Annotated in this window: 8 protein-coding genes; 1 reads left to right on the top strand and 7 read right to left on the bottom strand. The window is 52.5% G+C overall.

All coding sequences use genetic code 11. The features are described from left to right. Positions 1 to 99 precede the first annotated feature (99 nt). Positions 100 to 921, top strand: a complete 822-nt coding sequence (locus RAC89_RS20015; protein WP_306615458.1) for a helix-turn-helix domain-containing protein — start codon at positions 100 to 102, stop codon at positions 919 to 921. A gap of 299 nt (positions 922 to 1,220) precedes the next feature. On the opposite strand, the gene RAC89_RS20010 is transcribed toward RAC89_RS20015, so the two are convergent. The 7 genes from RAC89_RS20010 to RAC89_RS19980 form a co-directional block, all read right to left on the bottom strand. Beyond that, positions 1,221 to 1,595: a Rieske (2Fe-2S) protein gene (locus tag RAC89_RS20010; protein WP_306615457.1), complete on the bottom strand. Its 375-nt coding sequence runs from the start codon at positions 1,593 to 1,595 to the stop codon at positions 1,221 to 1,223. After that, a complete protein-coding gene (locus RAC89_RS20005; protein ID WP_306615456.1) occupies positions 1,592 to 2,740 on the bottom strand; it encodes an amidohydrolase family protein in 1,149 nt (382 codons plus the stop codon). Before RAC89_RS20005 ends, RAC89_RS20010 begins: the two co-directional genes overlap by 4 nt. A 186-nt stretch (positions 2,741 to 2,926) precedes the next feature. Next, positions 2,927 to 8,284: a CBM96 family carbohydrate-binding protein gene (locus tag RAC89_RS20000; protein ID WP_306615455.1), complete on the bottom strand. Its 5,358-nt coding sequence runs from the start codon at positions 8,282 to 8,284 to the stop codon at positions 2,927 to 2,929. Between the two features lie 514 nt (positions 8,285 to 8,798). Then, the gene (locus RAC89_RS19995) at positions 8,799 to 11,042 is read right to left on the bottom strand and encodes a helix-turn-helix transcriptional regulator (protein ID WP_306615454.1); all 2,244 of its coding nucleotides are present in this window, start codon (positions 11,040 to 11,042) and stop codon (positions 8,799 to 8,801) included. A 178-nt stretch (positions 11,043 to 11,220) separates the two neighbouring features. Then, the gene (locus RAC89_RS19990) at positions 11,221 to 12,843 is read right to left on the bottom strand and encodes a type 2 periplasmic-binding domain-containing protein (RefSeq protein ID WP_306615453.1); all 1,623 of its coding nucleotides are present in this window, start codon (positions 12,841 to 12,843) and stop codon (positions 11,221 to 11,223) included. Between the two features lie 108 nt (positions 12,844 to 12,951). Continuing rightward, complete coding sequence (locus RAC89_RS19985) at positions 12,952 to 13,833, bottom strand: carbohydrate ABC transporter permease (protein ID WP_306615452.1); 882 nt, start codon at positions 13,831 to 13,833, stop codon at positions 12,952 to 12,954. A 13-nt stretch (positions 13,834 to 13,846) separates the two neighbouring features. After that, positions 13,847 to 14,797 (bottom strand): ABC transporter permease, encoded by a 951-nt coding sequence (locus RAC89_RS19980; RefSeq protein WP_306615451.1) that lies wholly within the window; start codon positions 14,795 to 14,797, stop codon positions 13,847 to 13,849. Positions 14,798 to 14,950: the final 153 nt, after the last annotated feature.

Raw genomic sequence — 14,950 nt, 5'->3', positions numbered from 1 at the left:
TGCTTGTATGGACGATTGTTACGAGAAATTTTCACTTTATTGCAGCATCCTGGATGGCTCTGTAATGGATTGACAATAGCTGTCATAGAGGGATATTCTATGGTTGGAATCGATACAGCGGGGGGAGTGACGCGGATGCTCGCCGAACATTATCAGTTAACCGGATACGTATATGCCGGACCTCAGGCGGCGTTTCGACATACGGAACAAACGCTGGACCATCCTACCTTGATTGCGATTGAAGCAGGCGAATTCGAGTTTGAAATGGGACAGACCGCCGGGCAGGCCGCCCTTGGGGATCTCGTGTTTTGTCCTGCCGGTGTCAGCTTTAAGCGTAGAGCCTTAAGCAGCATTACGTTTCATCATATCCACTTTGAAGAGATAAAGCGGGACCTGGCCGGTTGTCCGTTTCCTCTTGGCAAAATAATGATCCAGGATGTAATCCGGCTTTCCTCGACCTATCATTACCTACGCCATCTTGCGCACCTGACGAATAACCCTGACATCCGCTTTCGTCTGATGCGGCAGTACGTCGTTCCTGACCTGCTTCTGCTTACGGAGCTCGAGCTGCTCCAGCATAAGAGGCGGCACAAAACGAACGATCTGCTGATGCAGCAGGCATTCCGTTATCTACAGACCCATGCTTGCCGCCCGTTCAGTATGAAGCAGCTGGCTGCAGACCTTGGCATGAGTCCCTCGCAGCTGACCCGCCGTTTCCAGTCGGCCTACGGTGTGGGACCCGCCGCCTATGTAACCACCCTCCGTCTGGAGGAAGCGAAGCGGCTGCTGCTGGAAACGGAGGATACCCTGGAAGCGATCGCTTTCCAATGCGGGTATGAAAGCGGTTCCTATTTGTGCCGGATTTTTACCGCGAAGACAGGGCTTAATCCTTCGCTCTTCCGACAGAAGTACAGGATATAACGCCTTAGGGCTTTCCTTAAAGGTGGATATTTGGGGGGATATTGATTTTGAGAAAAGGACTTATTCAGGCGAAATCGCGGAGGATACCTAAGCGCCCCGCCCTATCTAATTCGCGAAATTTTGCAACATCGATCCACAAATCGATTTCGAAGGGACGGGTGAAGTCGCTTCAGATTCTCAATTCGTACTGCTCGGGCTGTCTCGGCCACAGTCACCTTGCCGATTGGCGAATGGCGCGGTACCGTAAGAGTCAGCAGCAAACCGCCCTTAGCTTAAACGCTGAAGGGCGGTAGTTTTTGTTACATATGAACATAGATTTGATCTTCATCGACGGTAATATCATACTTTTCTACGGTAACGTCGTACGTCATCGTCCTCATCTTGAGATCGACAATCATACAGCCGGTTTTCAAATGAAACTCCCATTGATGCCACGGACAACGGACAATTTCGCCTTCCTTCTCGAATTCGAAATGGCCCGGTCCGTTAGAGGTAACGTAGGATGAGGTCATTCCCGCGCAGAGCGGTGCGCCCTGATGCGGACATAAATTCCTAATCGCATAATACTGACCGTCCACTTGATACACTCCGATGCTTTTTCCGCCTGCTTCGATGATCTTCTTGGAGCCCGGGGTGAATTCACTCACGTTTCCTACATAGTATTTCGTAGTCATCGCCCGGCCCCCGATTCGCTGCGCCGCTGCGGCAATCCGTACAGCTCCGCCGCATTCTGGTAGAAAATCCGCTCCCACAGCTGCTCATCGAGCTTGGGGAACGCTAAGGTAGGGGAATCGAAGTCCCAATGCGGAAAGTCCGTCGCGAACATTAAGTTCGTATCTGCGTTGATCGCTTCCAGCATCGGCAGAAACATCGACGGCTTCGGCGGCAGCTCAATCGGCTGGGAGGTGACGCGGAAATGCTTGCGGTAATATTCGCTAGGCGGCTCCTTTACCCATGGGGTCTGGCTGCGCAGCGCCTTCCAATCCTGGTCGAGCCTCCACAGCAGCGGTGCGATCCAGAGCGTCCCCGCCTCAATCATGACCACCTTCAGCGTAGGGAATTTCTCAAACACGCCTTCAAAAATAAAGCTTGCCAGGTGCGTCGCCATAATCTGCGCCCGGGCTGCCCGGTATTCGATGTAATGACTTACTTGCCCTGCACCTGTAGGCGCGGGATTGATGCCGATGCCTTCCATGCTGACATGAATGGCGAACGGCAATTCGTTACGAACGCACGCTTCGTAGATCGGATGATAGAACCGGTTCCCGTAAGGCTTCTCCGCTCCATTAGCAACAATCACCTGCACCATGTCCGGATTCGAGCCGACTCGATCGATTTCTTGGGCCGACAGGATCGGATCCTGCTTCGGTATGAGGATCGAGCCTTTAATCCGCTCATCCTGTGACAGCAGTTTATCGATTCCGTAATTGTTGTAGGCCGAGCACACCGCCGCCGCATAATCGGCATCGGGGCTGGTTTGAATAGAATAGCTTCCGGTTCCAGTCAAAATGCCGTATTCGATATTGTATTTCTCGAGAAAATTTGTTTGAAAATATTTCAGATAGCTTGCCGAGCCGCCTTCCTTGGGAAAGCTTTCGTCCTGCTTGACTCCTTTGCCCGTGCCGTTCAAATACATCGCATTCTGACTGGGCAAACGCCAGCCGAAGGTCTTGATCTGCTCCCGGTACACCCGGGGCAAATAGTCCATCACCTCATCGCTGAATGAGCCTGCATGAATATCGCAGTCGATAATGGAACGTTTCGTCTTGCGCTCCTTGCTTCCTTGCTGTTGCTGTTGCAGCTGATCCGTCGCTTCCATGGCTTCACTCTCCCCTAGCAGCATAGATTTGTAATCAAATCGCTTGCTTGGGTTTATTATAAAGCCTGGTATTACGGGAGATATATACACTTTTCAAGCGACTATTTTCACTTTATTGCAAATAAATCGGCAGCCCCGGACAATGATTAGGTCCAGGACTGCCGTTCTCACGCGCGTAATTTTGTGTTACCGCTGAAAGGTTCCTTGAAACGATTTGACGAAAGTACTATAGAGCGGCTCCTGACCGCTGCCGTTGAGGCCCCAAAGCTGTAAACTCAGCAAGGCTGCCTCTTTCCCGTTCTTTCCTTCGCTAACCGCCATCATACGTACCCTATAGCGATTACCTTGCGGATCAGTAGCGGTCGTCTGCCAATACGTTTGATCTCCTTCAATAACAAGCCACTCTACCGTTTCCCCTCGAAGCTCCAGTCCAAGCGGTTCGGCATGGAGCCGCAGTTGACCGGTGAGGCTGCCGCCGGCCTGCTGTTCCCAATGGATATTGACATGCAGCTTCTTGGCTTTCGGGCCGAAGAGGCTTCCCGCCTCATCAAGCGGGATGAACCCGTTCATGTCCAAGCCTCTTTGCGTTCTATCGTATACGGCGGCGGTTACTACTGCCGATGTTGTTTGATAGTACGCATTCGGCTGGATGTCGAACCGAATTTCATATAATCCTGCCGGAAGCTGTGCGGGAATGTGTGCAATTCCTGCCTCGTCGGTCGCATACACGGCTTCGGTCACGGATACGGCAATGCGGGAGCCGTCCGGATGAATGCGAGTAACAAGGGCAGTCACCGGGATTCCCTCCCTGCGGCCAAGCTCCGCATCGTCTTGCTGTAAGGTAACCTCTATCGTTTGCAGACCTCCTGCGGCGAAAACCTGTGGATCTGTCGCCCGGAGGAAAGCCTGTTCTTTACGGACGATCAGCTTGGATTCGGACGTGCTTCCTTGGTATTCCGCCCGGATCGGCCATTCTCCGGCATCAGCCGTACTATCCGCAGCTTGTTGAATGGTATATCTCATCGTGGCAACTCCTGCATGATCCGTAACGGCAGAGCCAATCCGCTCCTGCTCGACTTGGAATTCAACCGTCTCGCCGGCGATCGGCTTGCCGTTCGCATCCGTCAAGCTTGCCTTCAGCTCTACGGAATCGCTATACGTTCCTTCGGCCTGCTCCAGGACAAGCTGCGTTCCTTGCTTCATCCACTCCAGGGTGCGGAACAGCTTCGGCTCCTTCGTACCGCCGATGCCCGATCCCCATTCAATATATCCTTTGCGCTGCACACCGTCGTTGTCGTTCAGCAGAAGCGAGAAGCTGACCGCTTCGTTCGCTTCCGACCGGATCGGGGCCAGCTCAGACCAAGGAAGCGCGAGCTCATATAGAGTGGTTTGCTGGGCCTCATCCCGGCTAATCCTCAGGTTTCCCTTGTCGACCAGTCCCGTTGAGTAACCCGACGGTGAAAGAAAACGATAGATTTGCGGCCCGGCAGGAGTCTGAGCAACCCCGTATTCATACCATTGCTTGCTCTCGCCCGGTATGCCCGGTGCCAGGGCAAACTGGATGCCGTCGTTCTGCCACTGGTCGCCGCCTCCGGCCGGGTATGCCCAGACATTGTCGGTAATCTTAGCGGTCATATAAAAATGCTCCCGGTCCCAATGCACCCATACGAGTCCACTGGCATCGGCCGGACCGGAGTAGCCGGATATTTTGTTATTTGCCTTGGACAGATCGATGAGGGCCTCATCTAAGGCTTCATCAATCGTTCCGTCCACTTGAATGGTCCGGTGAGCTACCGGGTTAAATTCAAGGGTACCGGATACGGGGATAGGTCCGAAGCCTTCCAGCCATACCGTTGCCTTAAATGTGTAGCTTTTCCCATATTCAACTGTTGCGGCTTCCCATGAGAACGTTTCTTTCGTTGCCGGCGCGATCACTTTAGCTACATTCGTCGTTCCGGTTCGGCTGCCCATCTCCCAATCAACTTTGACTACCTTCAGCGGCTTGGCGCTAAAATGATTGGTAATGTCCACCCTCAGGCTGCCGGAACGAGAAGCCTCGTCTTCAATCACCGGCCGTACACGAACAGCATAAGGCTCACCGATGCGAACCTGCCTGAGAACATAGCCGATTCTTTTGCCCCCCGAGTGCAAATCGCCCTGGATGCGCTTGACCCCCAGCCGATCCATCGCCCCGAGCTGCATCGTCCGGTTGACGGTAGCATTCGGCCCAGCCGTTAATTCCATCGTCTGGTTTTCGGAAGATAAAGTAACCGTCAGCGGCTCACCTAACGGATTCGTCAGACGTACGCCGAGCTGCACCGGCTCCGTGAGTACGGCCTGATCGCTTGACGTAACGATAAACGTATCATCCGGTACCATGCCCTGGATCGTTCCTTTGATGTACACCGGTTCGCCGTTCAATGTCACGTACACTTTGCCATGAAGCGGCTCATACACCTTCGTGTTGCCCATGATGTCTGTAATTTCCAGCGGCTGGGTCGTAGCAATGGCCATGGCTTGGGGGCTGATCGACCACGCAACGCGTATATCCGAGTTATCCTTTCGGAATGAGTAACTATAGACACCCTCTTGCGTCGTATCCTTGGCTACGTACTCCGCCCCGGTCAGCTGCCGGGTCATCGCTGCATAGGCTGCATAAGCCGGTTTAGGCGTATGCTTGCCCTGCGCATCAGAAGCGTTGCGGATGACTCCGAAGTTGTCTTCGTTATAATCTATTTTCGTGCCGTCATTCATAAAGTCGTACCAGAAAATTTTCTCGATTCCCGAAGCAAGTGCCAATACGTGGCCGCGTACCAAATAGTCGGCTTGCGGCAGCTCTTCCGTCCCCCTGCCTCCGAGATGCGTAGGCCATCCGAACTCGGTAATCCAGACCGGCTTCAGCTGTCCGTTATTGTATTTACGAATCAGCTGCTTTACGTTCTCCAGCTGTTCCGTTAACCCTTCCGGTGCGGCCGGATATTGATACGGATGTATGGAGATTGCATCCATATATTGGAGTCCGCCAAGCTTAAATACGTCCTCCATCCAGGTCAGCGGTACGCCGGCCGTCGCCATACCGACTATGGTCACGTCGGGCCGCTCCGCTTTAACCGTTTCGAAGGTCTTTTTCAGCAGAGGATAGTAATAATCCGGTCTTGAATCGGCAGGACCGTTGCCGCGATCGCCGAAGCCGATGTTAAACTCGTTGTATACCTCCAGCCATTTCAGCTGACTGCCGTAATGATCGAAATACGATTTGGCGTAACGGGCGAAGCCTTCCCGGCCTTCATCCGTATACGGAGTGCTGTTGTTGTCATACAGTGGATTGTTGTAGCCGGCAACAAACAGCATATTTTCCTGCTGCTCCTTCAGCTTTGTCATGTAATTGTCCGGAACCGGCGAGAAGGTATATACGCCCTTCTGCTTTTCAATCCCGTTCCACTCGATTCCATCCCTCACATTTTTCGCTCCGGAGTATTTAATGAGATCAATCAAGTCCGCGCCCCATCCAAATCCCGTTCTATGCAAGTGTGTTGCGAAGCCGAAGGGGGAGTCCTGCACCTGATTTAAATCAAAAGACGACAGCACGGCAAAAGGAGTACTCAGCACGACAGGCTGCAAGCCGGGTGCCTCCAAACTTACCTTCATAGTAAAATAACCCTTTTGCTCTAATGGGATGGAGAGCTCTAGCTCCCCGCCGCTTACCGGCGAAGCCCCCCGGGTCACCTCGCGTCCCCAAGCGTCCTCCACAAGCCAGTTCACCGTACTTCTTCCGGTACGAATTCGGAATTGCACCGGATCGGGCTGCACGAATACATTACCTAGCCTCACTTGCAGCAGCTCATTCCCCGACGTCCGTACCGTAACGAACGGTCCGTCCGTACTCCAGCGACCGGCGCTGTCCCCTGCCTGCACCTGGAAGGTGTAGCTTTGGTTGCTTTTCAAATCGCTTACAGCTATCGACGGGGAAGCCGCTGCAGGCAGCTCCTGCAGTAGCTCGCCGTCCTTATACACCCTGTACGCCGAAACGTCCGCCCCGCCGGTTGTTTGCGGCTTCGTCCAGGTAAGGGCAAGCGACGTCTCCTGAACGTTCTGGGGTTCCAGCTTACTGCCTTGAGGCCAATGAGGGGCCTGTAGATCCGAAGGGAGTGCCGAGATAAGCAAATACGGCTTATGGATATCCTCTTTGCTTTTGAACACAGTGGCATAGCCCGGATTGATGTCCTGGAATAAGGAGAGCGTAGCGTACCCGCCCTCGGAAGCCTGCTTGCGGATATAAGACGTAACGTCGATTTGGTTCCACCTCATGGTCCGGTTCATGTCAAACCTTCCCAGGAAATGCTCCGTCTCCGGTTTATTGTTCCAGGTTAGAGCCTGCTCGGTCCAATCGTGCCGCTCCCCTCCCGCAACCGAGGTGCTTAGTGAAGTCGGTCCGGGCTCCGTAATCGCACCGTAGATCATCAGCTTGGCGGAGCCGATATCCTCCGTCCGTACGCCGTTTAAGTCAAAACGAAGATAGGATCGCCGTGTCAGATCCGGCACGTTGTTTTTCACAAGCAAATCAACCGTTTGGCCGAAATTCCGGTCCCCGGCGGATCCCGCGTTGCCGTAGGCATCATCCGTCGGCACTTTGGTCTGTGTCGTGCTGTAGAGAGGCCCGTCAGTCGTCCAATGTCCGTCCGCATCTCCGGCCTGAATCTGGAACGTATACGGCTTGCCGCTTTGTAAGCCCGTCACCATAAATTCTCGTGAAGTCCCCGGCAGCGTCTGAAGAAGCGTGCCGTTCCGGTAAACCCGGTAACCCATTACCTGAGTCTGATGATCAGCTGGTGTCCACTGCAGGGCAAGATTGCTCCCGGCCGCGCCACCCCCGGTTAAGCTGCTGCCTGATGGCCATGTCGGCATTTCGGGCATTGCGGGAGCCCCTGATATGACCAGTTGAGGCTGGTACGCAGAGCTTTCCTTGCTTTTGAAGGTCGTTACATATCCCGGTGATGTTTCCTGAGTTAGAATCAGGGTGGCGCTCCCATCGCCCTGAGCCTGCTTGCGGATGAACGAAGTTACGTCCACTTCATGCCAACGTGCTGTAGGGGTGACTGCGAATTGGCCGAGCCAATATTCGGCCTCCGGCTTGCTGCCCCAATTCATCGTTGATTCGGACCAGCCGTCCTGCTCCCCGCCAAGCACGGAAATGCCGACCGACGTAACCCCCGGCTCCGTGACACTGCCATAAATTCTAAGCTTGGCAGAGCCAATGGTTTCCAATGAATACGGTTTCAAATCAAACCGCAGGAAGGCTTGACGCGTCACATTGGGATCCGCTGCCTGGTACTTGACCAAGAGGTCCGCGGATGCTCCAAAATTTTGCTCGGATTTGCTTCCGGCATTGACGTAGGTGTCATCCGTCGGGGACAACGTGCCTGCCTCCGCGGCGAAAACCAGTGAGCATTCATATGCTGCGGCTGTACACAAGAGAGCGGCTGTAAGCATCGCCGCCAAGATCCTGCTGTGAGTCAACCTTCGCCAGCTTCGTAACCCTTTCATGCTACATTTCCTCCTCGCTATGTTGGGAATCGTGCGCTAACCTCTTTAGTTAACGCCAAATCGGAGGACGTATCCATAGACAAGAATCGTTCGATAAGCAATAATCCCGATTGGTCGAAACTGTATATGGTGGAAAAGTGTTGATGGCCGGCTCCGGCTGAACAAAAGATAGCCCTAGGTGCCTCCTAATCGCACATTTGCCACTACACATGCCTATCTCGGCCCTCCGGGCACCTGTAATGGCACATTTGCAATAACCGTGCCATAGAGCGCGAAATCCGGCCATACCTCCTGACTAATCGCACATTTGCCACTACACATGCCTATCTCGGCCCTCCGGGCACCTGTAATGGCACATTTGCGATTACCCGGGGCATAGAGCGCGCACCTCTTTATTCCCTATAGATAAGAAAAACCCGGCCAGCGGCCGGGCGTGCTAAACTCATACTATCGGCGCGTAAAGTGGCATGCTCATCGGATCCCGCCCCACTCCACTCCCGCTCCTATGGCTACTCTACAACTCCCGTCCCTTCAGCTGCAAAGCGCTGTTCTTCCGATAATCTCCAGGAGTTACCTTCATGACCTTCTTAAACATCCGGATGAACGACAAAGAATGCGTATAGCCTACCTTCATCGCAATGTCCTGAATGGGAGCCTTCGTTTCCTCCAGCAGCTCCTTCGCATGCCTTATTCGCAGAAGAGCCAAGTAATCGATGAACTTCTCGCCCATCTCATCCTTAAACAGCTGACTGACATACTTCGTGTTCAGCTGAAAGTGATCGCTGATCATTTGCAGGGATAAATTAGGATCCGCATAGCGCTCTTCGATATACGCCTTGATTTCCAGGATCAAGGTATGGCCGCTGCGTTTCTCCCGCATATGATTCAGATGCTCGAACGCCTTGCGCAGCAGCTCGTAGAATTGGGACTCCACCTCGTCCAGCGTTTCGAAGGTTTCCACCGCCGCCGTGAGCCGGGGATGAATTTCCTGCTCCCACAGCCCCCGGTAGTCTTGGGCCATCTCCTTGAGGGACTGGTTGAGATCATAGCTTAAATAGTTGGCCGCAATGACGATTTCTTCCTTTGAGCTCAGGTTGAGGCGCAAATTCGCGAACACTTCCCTGAACACCGTCTCCCACTCTTCATTATTTTGCCTGAAGCAGGAAGTCAGCTTACGGATCACATCTAGATTGTCGTAAATCGTACTTTCGGACTTCGCTTTCATCTCGGAATAGAGAAAGGTCCCCGAGCCCCCAAGCACCGTCTTGTATTTCAATGCATTCATCGCGTCCTCGTAGGAAAGAGGAATTTCATTGACCTCCTCTACCCCTGAACCGAAGCCGGCGGTGACGGAGAAATGAAGATTGCTCGTCACCCAAGCATTTAGCTCTTTCCCGACGGCTTTCAAAGCTTGCAAGCTCTCTTCTTCATCGCCGGTCATTCCGAACAGAACGCCTAAACGATCATTCGCGATCCATTCCGTCCACACCGCGATGTCATGCTTCCCGCCGATTTCATTGACCACGCTCTTCACAACAAATTTCAGCAGGCTCTGGTCCCGTTGATTATAAATATTGACAAAGTCCTGATGTTTATCGATCTCCACCACCGCTGCAATGAAAAGGGGCTTCTCTCCCCCGAAGGACAATCCGTTCAGCTCCCCGCTCCAATCGTCAGCAGAAATCGCCCTGCTGCCGGTCATCACCTCCTGGAAAAAGTACTGGCGCCGATATAGCAAATCCTCCTGAAACTGCTGATCGTATTTATTGGACTGCTCAATTAACCGGTTCAAGGCCGTCTCTATAAAAACAAATTCATCATTCCCGCTGGAGGCCGTGAGCGTTTGGCTGCGCTGTACAGCGAACTGCCGTATTTGTTCCACGATCATCTCCACCGGCCGGTAATTACGCCTTGTTACAATGATGAGTCCAATCGCGCCAATAAGTAATGTCACCGCGGTAATGCCGAGCCAGATCCAGTGGATATGGGAAAACACGTAGAACAAGCCGCCATCGCGTAAGCCGCTGTGAATGATCCAGCCGGTATAGCCGGAAACCGCAGAGTTGATCTCGGATCCCACCCGCGGAGCATTCGCGTTCAGGATGTCATTGCCGTTCTGGTCCTCCAGTCGAATGTAACTGAATTTGGAGCTGTACATCTCCATTACGTACTTGGAGATCATATCCGCTCCCACGTTAACCACGACGAACCCCTTTTCCCCGCTCAGCAAAGGCACATTGCGAACGAGCGTGACGACGCGCCTCGGCGCCTGATCGGCGAACTCTCTATAAGAGCGGACGGGAAGCCACTTGGTCGGCGCCCCTTTCTGCAGGATCGTTTGGGCAAACTCCTGATCCCCGAATTGACTTAGCGGCATAAGGGAGTTGGTGCTGAGCACCATGCCGTCGGCCATCCGATATAAGTACATCGAATCGATGAGAGGCAGGGCTCCCACGATCTCTCGGAGCTTCTCCGAAGGGACAACAAGGCTGCCGAACGTATCCGCAGGCGGCTTAAAGTAATAATCCCTCACGCCTTCGTTGAAATTCGATTCCTTCATGATCTGCTGGTTGATGAGCTCGAGCGTCCGGTCCAGCTGAACGAGCACTTGCTCCATGAACACCTCGTTCGCCCGCTGGGCCTGCTCGCGCGATACATTGTTGACGATGATAAAAAATACGATCGACAAGCTGAATATGACAAGGAGAAAAATCGGCAAATAAGAAAACAACAGCCGTTTAAACCACTTACCCGGCATTCAATATCCCCCAATAACTGCGTTATAACCAATTCTTTACTGAAGTGTTCATTATGATCAATATACACCTTTCCGTCAATATACTTTATTATAGATCGGACGGGTATCAGAAGCTATTTGACTGCGCCTTCATGCAGAAACGGCACCCTCCTCAGAGGGCGCCGTCTCGTATACCGGGTTACTTTTTCTCGTAAATATCCATGACATTCACGATCTTATCTTTGTTCTTGTTATAGTACGTGTTGTACCATTCGTCGATCTTCCCGCCGCCGGCCTTGGTCCACATGTCCTTCGCCGTTTGGGTTGCTTTCTCGGCGGTGTAATCCTTGGTGACGATCGCCTTCGTATACTCATCCCCCAGCTTGGAAACGCTTTGTACAATTAGATTCAAGTCGTTCGGCATGGCAGGGGCATTCAGGAAAAAGCCGGGCATAGGGGTGGCCGGATTCAAGTAAATTTTACGGGCCGTCTCCAGAATCTCTTTGTATTCTTTACCGACCGTTGTAGCTGTGTCAATCTCCATTAAACGAGGATCGCATTTGCGGGTAGCATCGGTCGAGCTGCTGATCATCGAGTAGTCAACGTTCCAATCTCTTTCCTTTTTATTTTTTTCCATGTCTATCGGTGCCGGACAGCCGCTCGCGTCCAGTTTATAGTGCTCGCCCTCGACTCCCCATTTGAGCTTCTTCACCGTGTCCTCTTTGTTCAGGAAGTCAATATACTTGATGACGGATACGGGATCCTTCGCCGCAGCGTTGACAACACCCGGCGTTTGGGCTGGCGCGGAAATCGCCGGAGCAAACTGGCCGAAGGAGCTCTTGGGAAGCACAATCGGGATAACCTGCGCTTCAGGCACGTTTTTCTTCAAGGCCTCAAAGGTTGATTTCACGTCAGCCCACTGCATCGTGTAGAAGCCAATCTTTCCGTTGACAAAATCGCGTTTGGCCTTCTCCCCGTTCGCATCGGCTGCAAAATCTTTATCGATCAGGCCGTCCTGATACAATCGTTTCTTAAAATCGGTAATTGCCTCCAGCTGCTTCCACGGATAGACCATCTTTCCGTCCTCCAGCGCGTGGCCGGCACCCGGCAGTCCGAAGATCCAGTTGAAAATATTTTGGTTAAACCCGCCGCCAAGCGACATCCCGAACGTATCCTTCTTCCCGTTACCGTCCGGATCGTTCTCGGTAAACGCTTTAGCGACGGCAAACAATTCCTCGGTCGTTTTCGGAGCTTCCAGATTCAGCTTCTTGAGCCAGTCCGCCCTCACCAGGAATACCCAGTTGATATCCGTCTGGGTAAACGCGCCGACCTCGTAGAGCTTACCGTCATCCTGTGTCCCCAGCTTGCGCAGGATCGGATATTTGCTCAGCAGCGCCTTATATTCCACGCTGTGCTTCTCGATCAAATCGTCCAACGGCATAAGCTGCTTGGATGCGTACCAGGCATTTTTATTCAGCGGATTGTAGTCCTGGATGAAATCCGGCGCAGAGCCCGAGGCGAGAAGGACATTCAGCTTATCCTCCGGCTTGTTGCGCGGTATCGGCACAAAGGTAACCTCTGCCGGCGCATTTTTGTTAATCCATTCGGTCCAGCGGTTCTTCTCATAATTGCCCTCTTCCGCAGGAACGCGGCCCCTATCGTAGACCATGACGGAAATTTTCCCTTTTTTCGTGCCCGGCGAATCGCCTGAGCTTCCCGCCGTTTGCCCTTTGCCCGCTTCCTGACTGCAGCCTGCTAGAACGGCCCCCGCAGCCAGTACGGAAGTAAGTGCTAACGCGATCGTTTTCTTTTTTTGTTGCATACCGATTCCTCCCTTTTGTAGTGACGAACGAAAAGCTATCTATCTTAACGCTAACCGTATCCTCTTTTTTTCATCACCTCCAACTATAATCAAACCTCGACCAAACATCTAGCCCTTGATGGAACCGATCATGACGCCCTTCACGAAATACTTCTGCAGGAAAGGATACACCAGAAGCATAGGAAGCAGCATGGCGATAACGCCGGCCGATTGAATCGACTGTGGAGTAACCGACTGGGTCATATCCTCGCTGAGCCTTCCTTCCGTAACCTGCTGCGACAGCTGGCTGTTCATAATCATCTGTTGGACAAGAACGGTAAGATTATGCTTTTCCGACGAGTTGATATAAATCATGACGTTGAAGAACGAATTCCAATGCCCGACCGCGTAGAACAAGATCAGGGTAGCAATCACCGGCATGGACAAGGGCAGCATAATTTGCATGATCAGGCGGGTTTCGCTGCAGCCGTCTATGCGGGCGGCGTCCTCGAGCTCTCCCGGGATATTCTCGAAGAAGGTTTTGAGCACCAGCAGGTTGTATACACTGACCAAGGCGGGGAGCCAAAGCGCTCCATAAGTATTGACCAGCCCCAAGCTCTTGATCAGTAAATAGCTTGGAATCAATCCGGCCGTAAACAGCATCGTAAAGACGATCAGCAGGGTAAACGGCTTTCTCCAGTAAAAATAAGTGCGCGATAACGGGTACGCGGCGAGGATCGTAAACAATAGGTTCAGGACGGTACCCACCACCGTAATCACCACGCTGTTCTGAAAGGCTTTCACAATCTGGGTTCCTTCCACCAGCAGCTTGTAGGAATCCAGCGTAAAGCCGACCGGCCAAAGACCCACAAAGCCCGACAGGACGGCGTGCTCGGAGCTTAAGGAAAGCGATGCGATATGCAAAATAGGCAGGATGCAGCTGATGCCGAACAGACCGAGCAGCACATAATTGAAGCCGTAAAAAAGCTTTTCACCGAATGACGGTCTCATGATCTCTTCTCCTTTACCACAGGCCTTCGCCGAATTTTCGAGCGATTTTGTTTGCAAGCAGCACCAGCACCAGTCCGACCAGCGATTGGAAAAATCCCAGAGCGGTAGTAATGCTGAATTGACCGCGTCCCAGCCCCACCTCATAGCTCCAGACACTAATGACGTTCGCAATATCCCCTACCATCGGATTTTTTAGCACAAAGATTTGGTCAAAGCCGACGTCCATGACATGCTCCAAGGAAAGAATCAGCATCAGGATAATAACCGGTCGAATGCCGGGAAGCGTAATATGCCACATTTGCCTGAATTTGTTCGCTCCGTCCAGGCTCGAGGATTCGTACAAGCTCGGATCGATATTGCCGAGTGCCGCCAAATAAATGATGGCGCCGAAGCCTGCTTCCTTCCAGATGCCTGAGCCGAGAAAGACGCCCAGCCACGTCGATTTGTCATACAGGAACGCAATCTTTTCTCCGCCGAAGGCCGTAATGATTTTGTTGACGATTCCCTGCTCCTGGGCAAAGATCAGCACGACAAACGATCCGATGATGACCCAGTTTAAAAAATGCGGCAAATAGACGAGCGTCTGAATCGTCCGTTTATAGAGCATCCCGCGAATTTCGTTTAACAGGATGGCCAGAAGGATCGGAAACGGGAACGAAACGAGAATGGACAGCAGGCTGATAAAAAACGTGTTTTTGATAATATCCAGCATCATGGGGCTGTTGAACAATAGCCGGAAGTTATCCAGCCCTGCCCAAGGGCTGTTAAGGATGCCGTCCGCCATATTATAGTTTTTGAAGGCGATGATCAGTCCCCCCATCGGTATATATTTGAACGTAATAAAATACACCAGGATCGGAGCAAACATCATAATAAGCGGGACATTCATTTTGAAGCGCCGCCTCCGTTGAAGTGCTTTGGCCGTGTGACCTGCAGCCGCCAATTGAACATTGTGATTCCTCATGTACTCTTCTCCTTATCCGTGTAGGATTCCATGCAGTATGCTGTCGTGGTACACCTCTCATTCAAACGCATGCCGAGGCTGAAATCCATACACAAGTTTCATGCCGGTATACGATAATCCGGTTACGGCACGCTTTTGCTGAAATTGTATATC

It is taken from the genome of Paenibacillus sp. GD4, from assembly GCF_030846225.1.
GTDB lineage: Bacteria > Bacillota > Bacilli > Paenibacillales > NBRC-103111 > Paenibacillus_G > Paenibacillus_G silviterrae.
Note: the sequence above shows the minus strand (reverse complement) of the source record. Positions and strands in the feature narration are given on the sequence as shown.